This is a genomic window from Denitrificimonas halotolerans, from assembly GCF_034259425.1.
Taxonomy (GTDB): Bacteria; Pseudomonadota; Gammaproteobacteria; order Pseudomonadales; family Pseudomonadaceae; genus Denitrificimonas; species Denitrificimonas halotolerans.
This window is the reverse complement of record NZ_JAXIVU010000008.1, coordinates 98,677-119,298: the sequence shown is the minus strand read 5'-3', so window position 1 is coordinate 119,298 and position 20,622 is coordinate 98,677. Positions and strand designations below refer to the sequence as shown.

Annotated in this window: 15 protein-coding genes; 11 read left to right on the top strand and 4 right to left on the bottom strand. The window is 49.3% G+C overall.

What is annotated here, in order from left to right; all coding sequences use genetic code 11:
• Positions 1-402 precede the first annotated feature (402 nt).
• Positions 403-1,767 (top strand): prephenate-dependent tRNA uridine(34) hydroxylase TrhP, encoded by a 1,365-nt coding sequence (gene trhP, locus TOI97_RS07720; protein ID WP_321553546.1) that lies wholly within the window; start codon positions 403-405, stop codon positions 1,765-1,767.
• Positions 1,768-1,922: 155 nt separating this feature from the next.
• Here the strand turns inward: trhP and TOI97_RS07715 are convergent, their stop codons facing one another.
• Entirely contained in the window at positions 1,923-2,390 is a 468-nt protein-coding gene (locus TOI97_RS07715) for a YiiD C-terminal domain-containing protein (protein ID WP_321553545.1), read from the bottom strand.
• A gap of 214 nt (positions 2,391-2,604) precedes the next feature.
• On the opposite strand from TOI97_RS07715, the gene TOI97_RS07710 reads away from it, so the two are divergent.
• The 3 genes from TOI97_RS07710 (at position 2,605) to TOI97_RS07700 (ending at position 9,219) form a co-directional block, all read left to right on the top strand.
• Positions 2,605-4,347 carry a potassium/proton antiporter gene (locus tag TOI97_RS07710; protein ID WP_321553544.1) on the top strand — a complete coding sequence of 581 codons (1,743 nt, stop codon included), beginning with the start codon at positions 2,605-2,607 and terminating at the stop codon, positions 4,345-4,347.
• A 78-nt stretch (positions 4,348-4,425) separates the two neighbouring features.
• The gene (gene mscK / locus TOI97_RS07705; protein ID WP_321553543.1) at positions 4,426-7,716 is read left to right on the top strand and encodes a mechanosensitive channel MscK; all 3,291 of its coding nucleotides are present in this window, start codon (positions 4,426-4,428) and stop codon (positions 7,714-7,716) included.
• 42 nt (positions 7,717-7,758) lie between these two features.
• Positions 7,759-9,219 (top strand): protein adenylyltransferase SelO, encoded by a 1,461-nt coding sequence (locus tag TOI97_RS07700; RefSeq protein WP_321553542.1) that lies wholly within the window; start codon positions 7,759-7,761, stop codon positions 9,217-9,219.
• A gap of 258 nt (positions 9,220-9,477) precedes the next feature.
• Here TOI97_RS07700 and TOI97_RS07695 read toward each other — a convergent pair whose 3' ends face one another.
• Positions 9,478-9,777: a DUF2782 domain-containing protein gene (locus TOI97_RS07695; protein WP_321553541.1), complete on the bottom strand. Its 300-nt coding sequence runs from the start codon at positions 9,775-9,777 to the stop codon at positions 9,478-9,480.
• 205 nt (positions 9,778-9,982) lie between these two features.
• Here TOI97_RS07695 and TOI97_RS07690 point away from each other — a divergent pair, with 205 nt between their 5' ends.
• Positions 9,983-10,459, top strand: a complete 477-nt coding sequence (locus TOI97_RS07690) for a flavodoxin family protein (protein ID WP_321553540.1) — start codon at positions 9,983-9,985, stop codon at positions 10,457-10,459.
• A gap of 111 nt (positions 10,460-10,570) precedes the next feature.
• Here TOI97_RS07690 and cueR read toward each other — a convergent pair whose 3' ends face one another.
• Both cueR and TOI97_RS07680 read right to left on the bottom strand, forming a co-directional pair.
• Positions 10,571-10,972 carry a Cu(I)-responsive transcriptional regulator gene (gene cueR, locus TOI97_RS07685; protein ID WP_321553539.1) on the bottom strand — a complete coding sequence of 134 codons (402 nt, stop codon included), beginning with the start codon at positions 10,970-10,972 and terminating at the stop codon, positions 10,571-10,573.
• Positions 10,973-13,438 carry a heavy metal translocating P-type ATPase gene (locus TOI97_RS07680; protein WP_321553538.1) on the bottom strand — a complete coding sequence of 822 codons (2,466 nt, stop codon included), beginning with the start codon at positions 13,436-13,438 and terminating at the stop codon, positions 10,973-10,975.
• A 382-nt stretch (positions 13,439-13,820) separates the two neighbouring features.
• On the opposite strand from TOI97_RS07680, the gene TOI97_RS07675 reads away from it, so the two are divergent.
• The 6 genes from TOI97_RS07675 to TOI97_RS07650 all read left to right on the top strand — a co-directional run bounded on the left by TOI97_RS07675 (position 13,821) and on the right by TOI97_RS07650 (position 20,451).
• Positions 13,821-14,264 (top strand): hypothetical protein, encoded by a 444-nt coding sequence (locus tag TOI97_RS07675; RefSeq protein ID WP_321553537.1) that lies wholly within the window; start codon positions 13,821-13,823, stop codon positions 14,262-14,264.
• Positions 14,265-14,334: 70 nt separating this feature from the next.
• Positions 14,335-14,892 (top strand): polysaccharide biosynthesis/export family protein, encoded by a 558-nt coding sequence (locus TOI97_RS07670; protein ID WP_321553536.1) that lies wholly within the window; start codon positions 14,335-14,337, stop codon positions 14,890-14,892.
• A gap of 74 nt (positions 14,893-14,966) precedes the next feature.
• On the top strand, positions 14,967-17,210 hold the full coding sequence (locus TOI97_RS07665) for a GumC family protein (protein ID WP_321553535.1): 2,244 nt from the start codon (positions 14,967-14,969) through the stop codon (positions 17,208-17,210).
• 367 nt (positions 17,211-17,577) lie between these two features.
• Positions 17,578-18,303 carry a tyrosine-protein phosphatase gene (locus TOI97_RS07660; protein ID WP_321553534.1) on the top strand — a complete coding sequence of 242 codons (726 nt, stop codon included), beginning with the start codon at positions 17,578-17,580 and terminating at the stop codon, positions 18,301-18,303.
• Between the two features lie 3 nt (positions 18,304-18,306).
• Positions 18,307-19,059, top strand: coding sequence for a hypothetical protein (locus tag TOI97_RS07655; RefSeq protein WP_321553533.1), 753 nt, complete (start codon positions 18,307-18,309; stop codon positions 19,057-19,059).
• A gap of 3 nt (positions 19,060-19,062) precedes the next feature.
• Positions 19,063-20,451, top strand: coding sequence for an O-antigen ligase family protein (locus TOI97_RS07650; RefSeq protein ID WP_321553532.1), 1,389 nt, complete (start codon positions 19,063-19,065; stop codon positions 20,449-20,451).
• Positions 20,452-20,622 lie beyond the last annotated feature (171 nt).

Below are 20,622 nucleotides of genomic sequence, written 5' to 3'. Positions count from 1 at the left end.
TGTAGGGATACATATCAAAAGCAGACAAAAACACACCACGCTCTTTAATCGAGCGTTGACTTAATTCATTAACAAAGTCCCAAACGAAATTGACGCTGCGAGCCATGCGGTTTAGCAAGGGCACATGCCTGTCTCGTACTCGAACTTTTAATGTTTTGGTGTGCCTTACCATGCTGTATACAGTACCAATACCAACCTATACTGCAAAGACTTTAGCAGCCTGTTAAGGGGCTGCTTACGCAGCCCTCGCTATCCATACATCCCCGCACTAAAAGTACGAGGTCTTACGCGATTTTGATAATACTTGAGTTAATAAGTTGGTTAAGAATTGTTTCAGACACTACGCTTGAAGAGGGATGGCTGATAGAATGGCGGGATATTTACACTTCCTTGAGTTTTACTATGTCGACCCTTTTTCGTCCCGAGCTGTTGTCACCTGCAGGCACCTTAAAAAACATGCGCTATGCTTTTGCATATGGCGCTGATGCTGTGTATGCCGGTCAACCACGTTACAGCTTGCGCGTGCGTAATAATGAATTTGATCACGCGAACCTAGAACTGGGCATTAAAGAAGCACACGCCCAAGGTAAGCAATTTTATGTGGTGGTTAACATTGCTCCACATAACGCTAAATTAAAAACCTTCGTGAAAGATTTAGAGCCTGTGGTCGCAATGGGCCCTGATGCACTGATCATGTCTGATCCAGGCTTAATCATGTTGGTGCGTGAGCATTTCCCGCAGATGAACATCCACTTGTCCGTACAAGCCAACGCGGTGAACTGGGCCAGTGTGAAATTCTGGCATGACATGGGTTTAACCCGTGCCATTTTATCCCGCGAATTGTCGCTGGATGAAATTGAAGAAATCCGCCATAAAGTGCCAGAAATGGAGCTGGAAGTTTTTGTTCACGGTGCTTTATGCATGGCTTATTCCGGTCGCTGCTTGCTTTCGGGCTACATCAATAAGCGTGACCCTAACCAAGGTACGTGCACCAATGCGTGCCGTTGGGAATACAAAACCCACGAAGCTAAAGAAAATGAAGTGGGCGATATTGTGCATAAATACGAGCCCATCGCCGCGGTGCAGCAGGCGGAACCGACCTTAGGTGTGGGTGCGCCCACTAATGAAGTGTTCTTGCTGGAAGAGGCAGGTCGTCCTGGCGAATATATGTCCGCCTATGAAGATGAGCATGGCACTTACATTATGAACTCCAAAGATTTACGTGCTGTACAGCACGTGGAGCGCATGGTGAAAATGGGGCTGCATTCATTAAAAATCGAAGGTCGCACTAAGTCCCATTACTATGTAGCACGTACCGCTCAGGTGTACCGTAAAGCCATTGATGATGCAGTGGCCGGTCGCCCCTTTGATAAAACCTTAATGGATACACTGGAATCCCTCGCGCACCGTGGTTACACCGAAGGCTTCTTGCGCCGTCACGTGCATGATGAGTATCAGAACTACGAGTACGGTTATTCCATCTCTGATCGCCAGCAGTTTGTGGGTGAGATGACCGGTGAGCGCCGTGGTGACTTAGCCGAAGTGATCGTTAAGAATCGCTTTGCGCTGGATGATTCCATTGAGTTGATGACCCCACAGGGCAATATGACTTTTGATCTCAAGCACATTGAAGATAAAAAAGGCAAAGGCCGTGCTGATGCGCCCGGTGATGGCCATGTGCTCTACATCCCTGTACCAGAAAATGTCAATTTAGATCACGCTTTATTGATGCGCAATCTCACCAGCGGCACCACCCGCGGCGCATAAGGCTATGCTTCACCCCGTATCGGGTTGGCTCATAACCGTTGGCTGTTCGCTAGCGGTTTGAGCCAAACGGCTTGTGCACGGTGCTGCTCAGAACGGGAGTGATGGCGATGCAATCCTGCCCTATGAGGCAGAGGCCTGCGAGCAATTGAGCTGTATTAATTGTGCAAAACAAATTGTCCAGTGAAGATGGCGCCATCTTGGCCATCTTCAGTTAATACGCGACTGGTGAGACTGATGCGTGCCTTGCCGTGGCGTTTGTACATATTAAAGAAACGCTTCCATTGTGCTTCATCGGGCGCTGTGCACACTACTTCAGCATCATGATAAACCGGTAGCGGATAATCAATTTGCCCTGCCTGTACAACTATATGTGTGGTATCAATACCTTCATCACGTAAACGCAGATGCAGCCACCCCCAACCGGCTAATACCGCAGCACAATATAAACTACCACCAAACATTGAGTTCTGATGGTTACGGTTTTCTTGCAAGGGCAGCATTAATTGTAAGCGTTGCGCTTCCCACTGGCGCACTTCAATGGCAGTGGCTAAGGTTAAAGGGATATCACTGGCAAAGACCTGAGCAAGGTGCTGACAGGCTGCGGAACTGGAGGCACTGGGCATATTCGTTTTATCCTCATAGAGTTTAGTTTGGGCGGTTAAAGCCGATGAGCTTAGACAAGACGCAAGGGCTAAGGATAGGGTCACGGACTCTAAAAGAGTAGGTCGCTAGCGATATACTTTGAGTTTTTAAGAGAATTTTAAAATTAACCTTAATCTACAGGTTATAATAAATAACAATGCAGTGTAGATGTGTTTTTACCAAGGAGATGAGCTTGTGGACTCTGTAGCAACCAATAGTATATTTTTTGTTGGTGGATTATTAGTTGCTATCAGTATTCTGGTCAGCTCAGTATCTTCCCGTATCGGCATACCGATCTTAGTGATCTTTATGGGTGTCGGTATGATGGCGGGGACCGATGGTGTGGGCGGCATTGTCTTTAATGACTACACCCTCACTTATGTGATCAGTAACCTCGCTTTGGCTGTCATTTTGCTCGATGGTGGTATGCGCACGCGGGTCGCTACTTTCCGCGTGGCGCTCTGGCCAGCTTTATCTTTAGCCACCTTTGGGGTGGCAGTCACTGCAGGTTTAACGGGCTTAGCGGCTGCTTGGTTGTTTGATTTAAGCCTCTTAGAAGGTTTGTTGATCGGCTCTATTGTAGGCTCTACGGACGCTGCTGCGGTCTTTAATCTGCTCAATGGTAAGAGCCTTAACGAGCGGGTTGGCTCGACCTTGGAAATCGAGTCGGGAAGTAACGACCCCATGGCCATGTTCCTCACCGTGACTTTAATTGCCATGTTAGTGGCCGGTGAAACCAGCTTTAGTCTCGATTTTTTTGCCAGTTTATTCCGTCAGTTTGGGTTGGGGATCTTATTGGGCTTAAGCGGTGGTTGGTTCTTGTTACAAATCATCAACCGCATCAGTGTTGCCGATGGCCTTTACCCCCTGTTAGCGGTGAGCGGCAGCATCATGATTTATGCATTCACGGGTGAGGTCGGTGGCAGTGGGATTTTAGCCGTCTATGTGTGCGGTATGGTGCTAGGTAACCGTCCTATCCGTAACCGCCACGGCATTTTGCACATGTTTGATGGTTTGGCATGGATCAGTCAGATTGGCATGTTCTTGGTGTTGGGATTACTGTTAACCCCGCATGAACTACTTCCCATTGCTTTTCCGGCCTTACTGTTGTCTTTATGGATGATTCTTTTTGCCCGCCCTATTTCAGTCTTTTTAGGCTTGTTACCTTTCCGCGGTTTTAACTTGCGGGAGCGCGCCTTTATTTCTTGGATTGGTTTGCGTGGTGCTGTGCCTGTTATTTTGGCGGTCTTCCCCCTTGTGGCTGGCTTACCCAATGCACAACTGTTTTTTAACGTCGCCTTCTTTATTGTGTTGGTGTCACTGATTTTGCAAGGCTCTACTTTGTCCTGGGCGGCACGTAAAGCCCGAGTTGATCTACCTCCAGCTCCCGCGCCGATTTCCCGTGTGGGCTTAGAAATTCACCCCACCAGCCAATGGGAATTGTTTGTTTACAGTTTAAGCAATCAAAAATGGTGCATTGGTGCGCAGTTGCGCGAATTGAAAATGCCCCAAGGAACCCGTATTGCTGCTTTATTCCGTGACAATGAGTTACTTCACCCTAGCGGCAGTACCCAATTGCGTGCCGATGATATTTTATGTGTCATAGGGCATGAAGAAGATCTACCTGCTTTAGGGCGCTTGTTCAGTAAAGCGCCTCAGCGTGGATTGGATATGCGCTTCTTTGGTGACTTTGTTTTGGAAGGGGATGCACAAATGGGCGCGGTAGCGGACGTGTATGGCTTGAAGTTGGAAGGTCTGGATCCAAAAACCACCTTGGCTGAGTTCATCACTGAAGCCGTTGCTGGCGAAGCAGTCCTCGGTGACCATATTGAGTGGCAGGGTTTAACTTGGGCAGTGGCACTGATGGATGGTAATAAAGTCAGTAAAGTTGGGGTGAAATTCCCTGAGGGTAAGCGTCTAGATCCGCCATTTTTTTAACCTAGTAGTGCAATCCAACAGCGCTATAGGTGCAGGATGAGCGACCGCAGGCACTTCATTTATAAAGGTTGTAGGCCAATGAAATACAGATTTATGCTGCTCTTATTGATGTGCCTTAGCGGCTTAGTCATGAGTGTCAGTGCCCCCGCACTGGAGCTGACACCAACTAGCATGCGTAAAGCATTGGTGGATTTGCCCAATCGAAAACTGCCAGAAGCTGAGCAACAGGCCGCGCAACAAACCTTAGAAAAAACACTGGCTTGGCTGGAAACAGCTGAACGTAACCAAGACGCTTTAGAACAACTGGAAAATCAACTGGAGTCGGCTCCACAGCAAATCAGTCAGGCGGGTAATGCACTTAAAGCCTTATTAGCCTCGGAAGTGGATGATCCCAGTCAACGTCTGGCCAATGCGTCTGTTAAAGAACTGGAAACCCTCTTAGCAGAACGCAATCAAAAGCTGCGTGAACTGCAAAAAGATCTCAATGATGCCAATGCTTTAATCGTAACTGCACAAACGCGACCGGAGCGTGCGCAGGCAGAAATCAGTAGTAACCAAACCCGTATTCAAGACATCAACAATCAGTTAAAAAGTGGTAAAGACGGTAGTAAGCCACTTAATACAGATAAAAATGATGCGCTGAGGGCTGAAGTTCTTGCGTTAGAAAGCAAAAATGATCTGCGCCGCGCTGAATTGGCTGGCAATAGCGTGCTGCAAGAGTTGGGCAGCAGTCGCAGGGATTTATTGTTGGTACAGGTGGAGCGCCAAGAGCAAGGGATTTTGGCACTGCAGTCATTATTGAATAAAAAGCGGCAAGCCGACTCTGAGCAAACAGTGGCTGAGTTGTCTTTAGAGGTCAGTAAAGCAGGCACCGATAGTTTATTGCTGCGTGAAAGCAGCTTAAACCTGAAACTGTCGGACTACTTGCTCAGCGTAACAGAGCGTCGTAACCAGCTCACTCAGCGTAACTTACTGGTGCGTCAACAGCTCGACAGTGTGCAGCAAACAGATCAAGCTTTAGAAGAGCAAATCAGCGTATTGCAGGGCAGTTTATTACTGGCCAAAATTTTATATCAACAGAAACAATCTCTGCCCGTGGTCAGTTTTGATCGCAGCTTAGCCGATCAAATTGCTGATACCCGCCTCTACCAGTTTGAACTGCGTCAACTGCGCGAAACGGTCAGCCGTCCAGAAGAATATGTGCAAAATGCTTTACGCGACACTGAGCCCAATGATGAGCAATTAGTGCTGCGCAATAGTTTGTTGGATTTAGTGCGCTCCCGTGCCGAGCTGTTGGATCGTCTTAATCGCGAGTTGAATGCTTATTTAAGTGAATCCATCACTTTACAGCTCAATCAAAAGCAACTGCAAAGTATGACAGATGCACTGCGCACCACCCTTGATGAGCAAATGTTTTGGATTCCGAGTAATAAGCCGTTGGATTGGGAATGGTTGAAAGCCGCGCCGGAGCGCCTCGCTTATCAAGTGTCCTCGATCGCTTGGATTCAAGAAGCGCAGCAGGCTTGGCAAGTGGTGGCCAAACGGATTGGGTGGCTGTTGCCTGTGTTATTGAGCATGTTGTTACTGGCGTGGAAACGTCCGAAAATCATCCAAGGTTTACGTGACTTACACGCGGATATTGGCCATTACCGCAATGACAACCAGTTGCACACGCCCCGTGCGATTATTTTAAACCTTTTGTTAGCCACCCCCGTTTCTTTGATTTTGGCCAGTTCAGGCTTGATCTTAACCATTGATGGGAACGGGCATGTGCGTGAGGTGGGTTACGCATTATTGGCGATGGCACAGGTGTGGCTGGTGTTTTACTGTGGCTATCGGATTCTGGCGCCCAATGGCGTAGCCATCATGCATTTCCGTTGGCCGCGTGAGCAAGTGGCTTTCCTGCAACCGAAAATTCGTGCACTGGGTTTTACAGCTTTATTACTCAGTGCTGTGGTGACCATCGCTCAAGGCCAACCGGCTGCTTTAAGTGAAGACGTCATCGGTTTTGTGTTGTTGATGTTCTGCTTGCTGATGTTGACGTGGTTGTTATTGCGCTTGGTGATGCACCGTTACAGCACAGACAACACCTCTGTTTTACGCCGTTTCATTGGCTTGGTGATTGCACTGTTGCCCTTGTTATTTGTGGTGGCGTTGGTTTCTGGTTATTACTACACCGCACTGAAACTCAGCGCGCGCTTACTCGACACCTTATCTTTAATGCTGATTTGGGTGCTGTTAGAAGCCATGTTGGTGCGTGGTTTAGCCTTAGCAGCGCGGCGTTTAGCATGGCAGCGTAGCCAAGATGCGAAGCTCAGCCAGAGCAAGGACGGTGTGGATGGCGAGGTGGCCACGGACGATATGCTACTGGACATTTCGCAAATCAATGAGCAGTCCTTACGTTTAGCTCGCTTGATCTTAATGGGGCTGTTCTTTGTGTGCTTGTATTGGGTGTGGTCAGACTTACTGTCGTTATTTACCTATCTAGACAATATCACCCTCTATGAAAATGTGAGCAGTGCAGGGGTGGCGCTGCCGATCAGTTTGCGAGACGTGTTGGATGCAGGCGTGATTATTTTGCTTACCATCATGCTGACACGCAACATGCCAGGTTTGTTAGAAGTGTTGTTCTTATCGCGCTTAAAATTGGCGCAAGGGACTGCTTATGCCACCACGACTTTATTGTCTTACACCATTTCGGCCACAGGGTTTGTCGCGACTTTGTCAGTGCTCGGTGTCAGTTGGGATAAGTTGCAGTGGCTGGTAGCAGCGCTGTCTGTGGGCTTGGGTTTTGGGTTACAAGAGATCTTTGCAAACTTTGTGTCGGGCTTGATTATCCTATTTGAACGCCCAGTGCGTATTGGCGATGTGGTCACCATTGGGAATTTGTCGGGCACTGTGAGTCGCATTCGGATTCGTGCCACGACCATCACGGACTTTGATCGCAAAGAAATTATTGTGCCAAACAAGGTGTTTGTCACCGATCAGCTGATTAACTGGTCCTTGAGTGACACCATCACCCGTGTGGTCATTAAAATTGGTGTGGCTTATGAAACGGATATGGATTTGGCGCGCCAATTAATGATGCAAGCAATGGTAGAAAATACACGGGTATTGCGTGAGCCTGAACCGGCTGTCCTGTTCTTACAGATCAGTGCCAGTACCTTTGATCATGAATTGCGTTTCCACGTGGGTGAGTTGTCAGATCGCAACCCAGTGATCGATGAGGTGCTCACTCGAATCGTGCTGAGCTTCCGTGAACACAATGTGGATATGGCCTTTGATCAGTTGGATGTCACTATTAAAAATTCAGCAGGGCAAGAGCAACGTATCATCCAGAGTGCTGAAAACCCGATAAACAAAAAATAATCACCGGCAATCAAGACGCAGTGCGGTGTTGGAGTATCGATCATGAAAAGCCTAGACACCCTTACTTTTGATCCGCGCTTTGCCCGTTTAGGCAATGCATTTTCTGCTGTGGTCCAACCTAGCGCTGTGGAACAGGCCAAAATGGTCATTTGCAGCCGTGAGGCTTTAGCCTTATTGGATTTACCAGCGCACACTGCTGCAGACCCACAGTTATTAGCTTTGGCCAGTGGCGCTTGGCATTGGCCACAAGTGGAACCACGGGCCATGGTGTACTCTGGCCATCAATTTGGTGGTTATACTCCGCGTTTAGGGGACGGTCGCGGATTACTCTTGGCTGAAGTGTTAAACGCTGCCGGCGAACATTGGGATGTCCACCTTAAAGGTGCAGGGATGACCCCTTTTTCGCGCACGGGCGATGGTCGGGCCGTGTTGCGCAGCAGCATTCGAGAGTTTTTAGCCAGTGAATACCTGCACCGGCTAGGGATTCCCACAACGCGGGCCCTGTGTGTCACAGATTCCAGCACTATGGTGTGGCGTGAGCAGCGTGAAACCGCTGCCATGTTAATTCGCTTGGCACCTAGCCATATCCGTTTTGGCCATTTTGAATACTTTTACTACAACAAGCAGTACACCGAACTGGAGCAATTGCACGCGCATGTGCTCAATGATTTGTATCCAGAATGCCTCACGGCGGATGAGCCATTGGCTGCTTTATTGGAAGCCGTCGTCAAGCGCACAGCTGAAACCATTGCCTTGTGGCAAGCCTATGGTTTTTGTCATGGCGTCATGAACACTGACAACATGTCGATTTTGGGCCTGACGTTTGATTTTGGGCCTTACGCTTTTTTAGATGACTTTAAGCAAAACTATATTTGTAACCATTCGGATCGCCAGGGTCGCTATGCTTACAATCAGCAGGTAGCCATGGGTTATTGGAACCTGACGGCTTTTGCGGAAACCCTCACTCGTTATGTATCGATTGAGCGTTTACAAGGGATTCTGGATGGCTATGCAGCGTTGCAGCAGCAGGCGTATCTCAAAGCGATGCGTGCCCGTTTAGGCTTAGTCGGACAGCAGGATACGGATGCTGTATTGATTGAAAAGCTCTTATTGCAGATGGACCAAAGTGGCGTGGATTACACTTTGTTTTTCCGCAACTTAGGTGAGCAGCCCGTCGAACAAGCTTTGGCCACGCTGCGTGCTGATTTCATAAACCAAGCAGCATTCAGTGAGTGGAGTGCTGAGTTTGTTGCGCGCTGTGCAAATGACACTCGCAGCCAAGCGCAACGTCGCACCGAGATGCATAAGGTGAACCCGCTGTACATGTTGCGTAATTACTTAATTCAGTTGGCTATTGATGAGGCGGAAGACGGTAATTACGAACCATTGCATAAGTTGCATGAGGTGTTGCGCAATCCCTTTACCGAACAAGTAGGTTGTGAAACCTATGCTGAGCGTCCACCGCAATGGGGTAAGCATTTGGCGATCAGTTGCTCCTCATAAATGACCCACTCCCTAAGAGGTGGGGGATTCTGCTAGGTAACTGTTAAAAGGTGTAGGTGAGAGCTGGGCTTCGACAAGGTTGCGAGCAGGATGGTTCGTAAACCTTGGCGAGCATAGCCTGGGTTGCAGCGGTTGTTCTGATCTGCCTGCCGTTGTGATCTTTTGGGTTGTGTCAGTCGGCCTTTTAAGGCCGACTTCGTGTGGGCTGCTGTGTGCGGGTCAGCTCTAGTGGATTGCATAGAGCCGTGAGTGAGGTGTTTACCAGCTAAAAATTTCCCAAGATGGAATGCGCATTTCGGGCTTGTCGGCACGGACAAAATTACCGTCGCTGCCGTCAGCACGCACTAAGAAATACGGTTTTCCTTTTTTCGGGGTCACCTTGACCGCGTATAAAAAACCATTGACGCGGTACTCTTCAACAAGACGATCACCTTTCTGCACAATGGTTACATCAGGTTCTGCATCCAAGGGCACATCAATGGGCTCGTTGGCAACAGCCAGTAGAGGACAGCTGATCAGTAACCCAGCTAGAGTTAAACGCTTTAAAGTTTTACGCATAGTTTGAATCCTTATTCACTTAAGTGACGTGGCCATTGCTCTAGTCTAGCAAGAGCTTGAGGCTGCTGCCGATAAGAATATCTCACAAGAGTATTGAATTGCATATGCTGTGTTGGCAGAAGGTTGTGGACTGAAAAACGCAGCGGCGCTAATCAGGTATAGTGAATTCAACATCCATCGACCGCTGGTGTGTAAGGAGTGTGTTATGACTCAGACTGAGCGCAAGCAACTGTTAATTATCGCCCATGCCCCGTCGCCTAATTTGCAACGCATGTTAGATGCCATAGTGCGCGGTGCGGAGCATGAAGACATTGAAAATGTTGAGGTGCGGGTGCTGCCTCCCTTAGAGGCTGGGCCGGAGGATGTGCTGGCTGCAGGAGCGATTATCTTAATGACACCCGAGAATCTTGCTTACATGAGTGGGGCAATGAAAGATTTCTTTGACCGTACTTATTATCCCGTCTTAGAAGAAAAGCAAGGTCTTGCCTGCGCCATAGTGGTGCGTGCCGGCCATGATGGCACCGGTACGTTGCGTGCCTTGAAAACCATTCTGACAGGCCTGCGCTGGCAGCAAGTGCAAGAACCATTGTTGTGCAAGGGGCAGTGGGATGAGGCATTTTTAGCGCAGTGCGAAGAACTTGGCATGGGCATGGCCGCAGGTTTAGATGCTGGGATTTTTTAACTACTACATCGGCCAAGTTACGCTCAGTGTTGAGCGGATGGGGTGGGTATTTTGGCGAGCCTTGGTCAGTTGAGTGTCAGATCAACACGCAATTGGCAGGGGGATCTCAATCTAGGCGTGGGATTTCGGTTGAGCGAGGCTGTCTAGAATTGAGCAGTCGGGTTGGCCGTCGCCGTGGCATTGCTCGACCAACTCAGCCAATTGCTGTCGGATGCTTTGCAGGTTTTTAATGTCTTGATCCAGTTCCGTCATATATTGTTGCGCCAGTGCTTTCACATCGGCACTTTGTCGGTCGGTGTTGTGCCACAGATCCATCAGCGTTTTAATCCGCTCTAAAGAAAAACCCAGATCTCGCGCCCGCCTAATAAAACTCAGTTGTTGCACAATTGTAGCGTTATACACACGGTAACCGGCGTTACTACGGGGCACCGGCGACAGTAGGCCAATTTCCTCGTAGTAACGAATCATCTTGCGGCTGATACCTGATGCAGCAGCAGCTTCACCGATATTCATCTAAATTGCCTCCAAAGGTGCCTTAAAGCCACGTAAACGTAGGGCGTTGGTCACCACAAACACGCTGGATAAGGCCATGGCACCTGCTGCCAACACAGGCGATAACAAAGTGCCATTGAATGGATAGAGCACCCCTGCGGCCACTGGAATCAAAGCAATGTTGTAAGCAAACGCCCAGAACAGGTTTTGGCTGATATTGCGTAAAGTTGCCTTAGATAAAGCTAAGGCATTGATTACGCCAGTTAAGTGCCCCGACATCAACACCACATCGGCGGCATCCATGGCGATATCTGTACCTGTACCAATCGCAATGCCTACATCCGCAGCAGCTAAAGCAGGAGCATCGTTGATACCATCACCGACATAGGCCACCTGACCGTACTGTTGCTGCAGTTGTTGTACAGCCTCAACTTTAGCCTCTGGCAACACTTGCGCGACCACATGATCAATGCCCAATTGCTTGGCAATAGCCTCCGCGGTGTGTCGGTTATCACCGGTGATCATGGCCACCTTTAAGCCTTGCTTGTGCAGGTGATCAATGGCTGCCTTACTGCTGGATTTGATTGGGTCACTGACTGCCATCATCACTGCAAGTTGGCCATCAATGGCCGCGTACATGGGGGATTTACCTTGCTCACCCAGTTGTTGTGCCTGCTCGGTAAATTGAGCTGTACTGATGCCTAAACTGTCCATAAAACGGTCTGCACCAATTTGCACCAACTGACCCTCCACTTTGGCCTGTACGCCCATGCCCGTAATGGATTGAAACTCAGCAATGCTCGGTATGCTTAAACCGCGTTGCTCCGCATCTTGCACAATGGCTTGGGCAATGGGGTGCTCAGATTGCTGCTCCACCGCAGCCACTAAAGCTAAGACAGATGCGTCGTGTTGTGTTGCTGTAACCACAAAATCAGTTAATTGTGGCTGACCTTCAGTGAGGGTACCGGTTTTATCCACCGCAATGACTTTAACGTCTTTAAGTGCCTGCAGCGCTTGGCCCTGACGGAATAAAATACCCAGCTGCGCAGCACGGCCTGTACCCACCATAATTGAAGTGGGGGTGGCCAAACCCATGGCGCACGGGCAAGCGATGATCAACACGGCGACGGCGTTGACTAAGGCGAGGCTTAATGCAGGGGCTGGCGCAAAAATCATCCAAATAATAAAGGTTGCTAACGCGGCCAACATCACCGCAGGAACAAAACGCAGGGTGATGCGATCCACTAAACCCTGAATCGGCAACTTGCTCCCTTGGGCTTGTTCCACCAAGCGAATGATATGGGCTAACACCGTATTGGCACCCACTTGCTCCACCTTCACCTGTAGGCTTCCGGTTTGGTTGACGGTACCGCCAATCACTTTGGTCTCGGTGGTTTTTTCCACAGGTACGGGCTCACCGGTGAGCATGGACTCATCGACAAAACTTTGCCCTGCAATTACAACACCGTCTAAGGCAATGCGCTCACCGGGGCGGATTTCGAGGATTTCACCGGCACGGATTTCCGCCACAGGTTTGTCGATGCTTTTACCGTTGAACAAAACCCGTGCATCCCGCGGCTGCAGATCAATTAAGCGTTTAATGGCATCGGCTGCATTGCCCTTAGCGCGTGCTTCCAAATAGCGGCCCAGCAAAATCAGGGCAATAATCACAGCAGAGGCTTCAAAGTAGACATTGACCGTAGCAGCGGGAAGGATCTGCGGTATAAAAGTGGCCACCATGGAGTAACCAAAGGCCGCCATGGTACCCAACGCCACCAGAGAGTTCATATCTGGAGTGAGGCGACGCAGTGCCTGCCAACCCATTTTTAAAATATCGCGACCGGGGCCAAACAACACCAAGGCGGCTAAAATGGCCTGCAGATACCACAGGTGCTGAGTATTAAAAGTGCGTTCTAAGAAAGCATGGAATGGCGGAATAAAGTGCGCACCCATTTCCAAAATAAACAAAGGTGTGGCAAATAAGAAAGCATATTTAAGTTGCTTTTTTAACCCAGCTTGCTCAGCCGCTTGGCGGGTATTGAGGTCATCGGCTTTACGCTGATTATCGGCAAGTAACTCGGCTGGGTAGTTGTGTTCGGTGAGCCATTGACTGATCAGGGCAGGGTCTTCGCCAGCGAGCAACTGCACGTGGGCCTGTTGAGTGGCCAAGTTGACTTGATAGCTGACCACAATGGGGCTTTGTGCCAGCGCTTGCTCGATACGGCCCACACAGGAGCCACAATTCATGCCGCTGACGGCAAAATCATAACCGTGCAAAGGCACCTGATAACCGCTGCCTTCTACTGCTTCGACCAGTGCCGTTAATGCCACGGGTTGGGACAGATGAACGATGGCCTCTTGAGTGACCAGATTGATCACAGCTTGCTCAACACCTGAAACTTGAAGCAAGCCCCGTTCAACACGCCCTGCACACCCTGCGCACGTCATGCCTCGCACTGGAATTTGTAGTGTTTTTAAGTCAGCCATCATCATGCCCCCGCTGTTTTAAACCAGTCTATACGGTAAACCTTAACACTGAGTGAGGGTCAAGGGGTGATCGTGAATAAATGGTTCAGGCACTTTGGACGCATGCGAAGGGGTGTATTGCAGAGATGTATTAATGCAGGTTGGCCTTTTCAGACCCGTATAGGCGGATGAGGGGGCTGAGTGGGTCATGCAGGAATGGTGGCTACAGGCTCAGCAGAAACAAAAATATATTCAATATTTAATATTTAATAGGACAATCGATAAAATTGTCCTGTATTGTGCAAGTGCAGCTTTAATTTAACGCGCTAAAGCTGAGTGAAGTGGCCAATGCTCAAAAGGTAGGAAGCGACTTCGATAATGTTCCCAGGATAGGGATATGCATATGCGTAATATAATAATAACTCTACCTATAGTTGCGGCACTGTTTGCAGGGCAAGCATGGGCCGGTCAAATGACAGCAGATAGCTTACAAGCACACTGTATTCCTCTCACCACTCAACAAAATACTCATATTGTGAACTCAGAAGGCGAGCTCTTAGTGGATAACCTCACAGACCTTGTCACTGCGCTCTCAATGAAGGCGGGCACCATAGTGGTGGCTGCGAGCCGGAGTAATCCAGACCTTGCGGATGCCATTTTAAAAGCGGCCATTGCGGCTTTACCTGAAGAAGAATCGGTCATTCATGCGGCCGTGGCAGAAAGTAAGAGCATTCTGTACACCGTCGGTCCTTGTTTTCTTAATCCAAATTTACCAAGCGCGAACACACCATTGTTGCGTACAACCCCAACGGTCAGCATCAGAGAGCGGGCAGCCAGCTCCAGTTGATCAACAGTAGGTCGGGCAAGGGAATGCCTACAGACACCTACACCATCAGATTCACCAAAGGGAACGGCCTATGGTTATTCGACACCTCTACACCGCTTTATTTGGCATTTTAATGCTGCTTTCAAGTTTTACCGTAAGTGCAGAAACTGACGTATTAGTGGGTAATGCCACTTATAAACTGTCATCCGGAGACATCATTCGCGTGACTGTGTATGGCGAGCCTGATTTGAGCATTGAACAAACCCGCCTGACCGACGCGGGTACTTTTTCCTACCCTTTTGTGGGTGAAGTGAAAGCCCAAGGCCGCACCGCTGCTGAGTTGGAGCGTTTGCTCAGTAATGCATTGCAAGGCGGTTTTTTAGTGGAGCCGCGGGTCTCTGTCAGCGTTCTCGAGTATCGCGAGTTTTATATCAGCGGCGAAGTAAAACAGCCCGGTGGTTACAAATACCAGCCGGGCTTGAATTTACGCCGTGCCATTGCTTTAGCCGGTGGCTTAACTGAGCGTGCTTCAACACGGCGCATCACCATTGTTCGTGACATCGATCCCGAGCGTAAACCGGTCAAAGTCGCTTTAGATGAAGCGGTTCGACCTGGCGATACCATCAATATTGCCCAAGGATTCTTTTAACAAGTACACCACCTAGCGCTTTCGCGCCGGCAGTTCAGCCGCGCTTTATAATAATAAAATCGGGGTAACGACCTATGGAAAATCAAACTTTAGCCTCGAGTAACCACCAGTTACCCGCAGCAACACAGCACGATGACAATGACAGCATGGCGCTGTTTAAATTGTGGAACACCCTTTGGCGGCGCAAGTGGAGCATCATCACTTTAACCTTAGTGGTGGGTATGGTGACTGTGCTGATAGTGCTCAATATTACGCCGGTGTATCGCGCCTGGGCCACCCTGTTAATTGAACAAAATAAAGGCAGTGTGGTGGCCATTGAGCAAGTTTATGGTCAAGAAAGTAACAACAATGAATACCTGCAAACACAGTTTGAACTGCTGAAATCCCGCACCTTAGCGGAGCGTGTGGTGACTGATTTAGGTTTGGTTACGCACCCAGAATTTGATCCTACCCAGCAAGAACCACCGTTGTTTAATATCCGCGGTTGGTTGCGAAGTATCGACTTGCACAGCTGGTTTCCTGCGTTAGTGCCGGCTAAGGCGGAAACCCCGCAACAAAACAGCGAAGAAGATATTTTTGATGCGGTGGTCATGCAATTTATGGGGCGCATCAGTATTCAGCCGCAAGGTAACAGTCAGCTGGTGCGGGTGCAGGTGGATATGAATGATCCACGCATGGCAGCCAACGCTGCGAATCGTCTCGCCCAAGGCTTTATTGAAGCGCAGTTGGAAGCAGGGTTGGCCACTTCGGCCGATGCCAGTGCATGGATGAACAGCCGTCTGAGTGAATTGCGCACCAAATTAAAAGCCGCTGAAGGCAAGCTGCAAGCATTCCGTGAAAAAGAAAACCTTGTGGACATTGACGGCGTGCTGACCATCAGTGCCGCAGAATTAGCGGCCACCAGTAATCGCATGGTGGATGCGCGCAGTAACCGTGCAGAAGCTGAAAGCCTGTATCGCCAAGTGCAATCCATGAAAAATGGCGGCTGGCGCAAATTGGCAACAGTGTCTGCGGTGTTGGGTGATCCATTGATTCAGCAGTTTAAAGCCAATGAAGCCCAAGCGCGCTCTAAAGTGGAAGAATTGTCCAAGCGTTATGGTTCACGTCACCCTGCGATGGAAGCCGCGCGCACTGAATTGGCTGCGGCTGAAGCCAGTTTGCGTGGGCAAGTGCAGCAAGTTGTGGCCGCTATTGAGCGTAATTACCGCTTAGCTGTGGCCAATGAAGGCTCATTGCGCGGTTCAGTGAATGAAAATCGAACGCAGATCCAGAACATTTCCCGCAAAGAATTCCAACTGCGTGAATACCAACGTGAAGTGGAAAGCAACCGTGCCCTCTATGACACCTTCTTAACCCGGATTAAAGAAACCGCGGCCACCAGTGATTTAGAACGGGTGAATGCACGTATCGTTGATATGGCAAAAGTGCCGAAGAAACCCATTAAACCGCGCAAAGGGCTGATTTTATTGATGGCCATGTTCTTAGCCGGTTTAGCCGGTGTGGGCTTAAGTTTGCTGCGTGAAAAACTCAATAACACCTTTAAAAGCACAGAAGATGTTGAGGCTAAGCTGAATCTGCCTGTTTTAGGTATTTTGCCGCAAGTGAAGCGCAAGCAGCGCAAAGAGCTGGCGCACCTGTATGAGACCGATAAAGACCAAGGCTTCTCTGAGTCCATCCGCACTATTCGCACCAGTTTAGTGCTGTCGGATTTGGACATCCCGCATAAGGTGATTGTGGTGACCTCTTCCTTGCCAGGTGAAGGTAAGTCCACAGTATCTGCCAACATCGCCATTGCTTTAGGGCAGATGGAAAAAGTTCTGTTGATTGATGCTGATATGCGCCGTCCTACCTTGGCCAAAAACTTTGAGTTTGCTGTGGGGAATCCAGGCTTGGCCAATGTGTTATCCGGCACAGCGAAGTTTGCTGATAGCGTACAGCAGGCACATAACATCGACATGATTGGCGCAGGCATGGTGCCACCGAATCCATTGGAATTATTGTCGTCACCTCGCTTCATTGAGCTGATAGAACAGCTGAAAGGTCAGTACGATCGCATTGTGATCGACTCACCACCCACGCAAGCGGTGAGTGATGCTTTAATGCTAGGTACCTTAGCGGATGCCTTAATTTATGTGATCAAGTCCGATGACACCTCCATCCCGCTCGCGGTGAAAGGCGTGGGTCAGTTGGTACAAAAGAAAGTGCCGATTATTGGTGTGGTGCTGAACCAGGTGGATATCAAGAAAGCTAAAAAACGCGGTTATAGCTACGGTGGTTATTACGATTATTATGGTTATAACCAACCGCACAAAGCCTAAGCCCTTGTTGAGCCATACTCCACCTTAGTGATATGGCTCAGCCTCTTTTTACACTACTGATGCCACTGCACGGCGGGTGACGATACCGGGTTGCAGTGGCACAACTGAGCAAGGGCAATGGCACTCCATTGCATTGCGTAGAGTCAGCGAATGCATCAAGGCGCCCTGTAGGGTTGCATGCTGTGTTAAGGTCGTTAAAAAGCTGCTGAACCTCAGTATTTAAGCGGGTTTTAGGCATTGTGTAGGCGGGGGTTTAGACCGCTTGCATATACTTTATATAATATACTTAAGTGTAAGAAACTAGAGCTTCGGGGAATAGTTTTGTACACTCATGCGTTTGTCGCTTTGACCTTAACTGGAACGATCCATGATTGATTTGCATAGCCATTTATTACCCGGCATTGATGATGGTGCGCCAGATTTAGCCACGGCTTTAGCGCTTGCTAAAGTTGCGGTGCAAGACGGCATTACTCATATGGTCTGTACGCCTCATATCCATCCAGGGCGTTATGACAACACCATTGAGAGCATTCAACAGGCGTTGACTGAACTGCAACAAGGTTTGTTGGATGAGCAGCTTGAGCTCACCATTAACGCCGCGGCAGAAGTGCGTTTTGGCATGGAATTGATGGTATCGGTAAAACACAATCAGATTCCATTTCTTGGCGAGTGGCAGGGCCGACCGGTCCTCTTATTGGAATTCCCCCACGGTGAAATACCTTTTGGTGCTGAGCGTTTAACGGCCTGGTTGCTGCAACAAGGGATTCAACCTTTGATTGCTCACCCAGAACGCAATAAAGGCTTATTACGCACGCCTCATAAAATTAAACCCTTTATAGAGCAGGGCTGTTTACTGCAAGTGACCGCAGGTTCAGTGGCCGGACGCTTTGGTGAGCCGGCACAAGCATTGGCCCACGCCTTACTCAAAGAGGGCGTGGTGACGATTTTGGCCAGTGATGCACATAACCTTGAACATCGCCCACCGATTTTAAGTCAGGGATGTGCCGCTGCAGCAGCAATCATAGGTGAAGCAGCTGCACAGCGCTTGGTGCTGGATAATCCTTGGGCCATTGCTGAAAGTAAGCTGAGCTAATGTATGTCATCTAAATCACAAAAATATGCGTTGGCCAAGCCGGCGCAAAGCATCTTGTGTCTATTGGTTATAGTGCTGGGTTTGAGCATTGTGGTCTTAGGCAGCCGCCTGTTTATGGCCAATTTACATCAGTACCGTGCTAGCAGTTTTCTCAGCGATTGGGAAGAAAAGCGCGAAGTGCCCAGTGATCAAGCGTGGCAAGTGGCACAACAGGCCATTGAGCAAGCCATTGCTTGGTATCCCGGCGCTAATGCCGCCTATTACGAACAACTCGGTTACATGTGGCAGTGGCGGGGGTACAGTCCGAATACACCTTTGGCCAACCGTGAAGAAAGTCAGCAACATGCCATTGCGGCTTTTCGCCAAGCCCTCAGTATTCGCCCCACTTGGCCCTATGCATGGACCGGTTTAGCGTACGGCAAAATGACGGCCGGTGAGTATGATCAAGAGTTTCGGCACGCCATGTTGCAAGCGGTACATTATGGCCCTACCCGCATTGGGATTAACCGTCGTGTGGCCGAAATTGGTTTAATCAGTTGGCCGTACTTGGATCACACCTTGCAAGCTTTGACCTTAGAACAAGCCGGTTATACCGCACGTTATGGGCGCTCCAACCGTACACAGTTGTTTAACATCGCCGCCGAAGTGGGGCGTGTTGAGCTGTTATGCGATAGCCTGCAAGACGGTTTTAAACCTTGTGCACCGCTGCCTGAGGCTGACAGTGCTCAGCCTTCTCCTTCAACCTCAGTACAATAAAAAATGTCTATGTCTGGATTAGCCAGTAACCGTTATGAGCGCAATTTAATTCTTGCTCTTTTGACCTTCCTTATTCTCTTGCCATTACCGTTGGGCGCTAACCGTTTGTGGGCCATGGGCAGTATTGCGGTCTGTGTGGGCGTTTTAAGTTGCCTGTGGGCGCTGGGTTTATGGCGCGGGAAAATCATGGCCTCTAAAGCATTAAAGCCGGGTTTACCGTTGTTTGTTGTTTTGTTAGCCGTGCAATTATGGGTGGCCTTGCAAAACCTGTTCGGCATCAGTGCTGACCCTGGGCAAAGCGTGTTGTATGGGGTACTGGGCCTGTCTTACAGCTTGCTGTTTTTATTGATCATCAGCCTGTTTGCCACCCGCACCCGTTTGCTGTGGCTGTTGGGCGCTTTAGTGGTGAGCGGCACCTTACAGGCCTTTTACGGCACCTTTATGGCGCTCTCAGGCTTTGAGTGGAGCTTCTTTGGTGAGAGCGTACGCAGTGGCAGCGCCGCCAATGGTACCTTCGTCAACCGTAATCACTTTGCGGGCTATATTGAGCTCACACTGGCCTGTGGCATTGGTTTGATGATGGCTTTGCGCAGTACAGAACGTTGGAGTTGGGTGTCAGCCATTGAGCTGATTATGGGTCCTAAAGCACGTTTGCGTTTAGCCTTGGTGATCTTAGTGATTGCCTTGGTAATGACCCGTTCCCGTGGCGGTAATGTGGCCTTTTTCACTGCCATGTTGGCCATGAGTTTTATCTTTATTGTGCGTAATCGGGAAAACCGCCGCCGCAATATTTTAATTTTAGTCAGTTTGATTTTGATCGATACCTTGGTGATCAGTCAGTACTTTGGCCTAGAGCGACTCAAAGACCGCCTCTTTGATACCCGTTTGGTGGATCGCGTGGAAACCGTGGTGATCAATAATGTGCCGGTGGAGCAGGTGCAGCAAGCCAATGAAATTCGCGGCCAAGTTTTTACAGATATTGTGCCTTTGGCCTTGCACAAGCCCATTGTTGGGCAAGGAGCAGGGGCCTTTGAAGCCACTTATTCGCAGTATGCCGATGCGTCAGTGCGGTTACATTTTGACCATGCGCACAATGATTTCTTACAGTTTTTTGTGGAATACGGCGCGATAGGTACAGTGCTGCTGGCGCTGTTTACCGGTTGGGCGTTGTACTTTGCTTTGGCGGCACTTTGGCAAACCCGTTCCATGTTTAGAAATGGGCTGGGTTTAGGGGTCAGCATTGGCATACTTTCATTGCTGATTCACTCGCTGAGTGACTTTAATCTGCAAATCCCGGCTAATGCGGCCACTTTCATCACCTTATGTGCCATTGCGGTGCTGATTCAAAACCACAGCAAACGCAAAATTAAAGTCCGTGCTGAGTTGGATTGATGCGGCAAGCATTCGTTTGAAAGCTAGCCCGAGGACCGATGTACAGGGGGTTGGTCTTGGTGATGTGGTTGCGTTAACACTTAAGTTGTAGAGCCAAAGTGCACTCAGGCGCAAATGAATGATCGACAGCAGCGTTTTTTTCTGTGAAGGTATAAAAACGGTGTTTGTAAG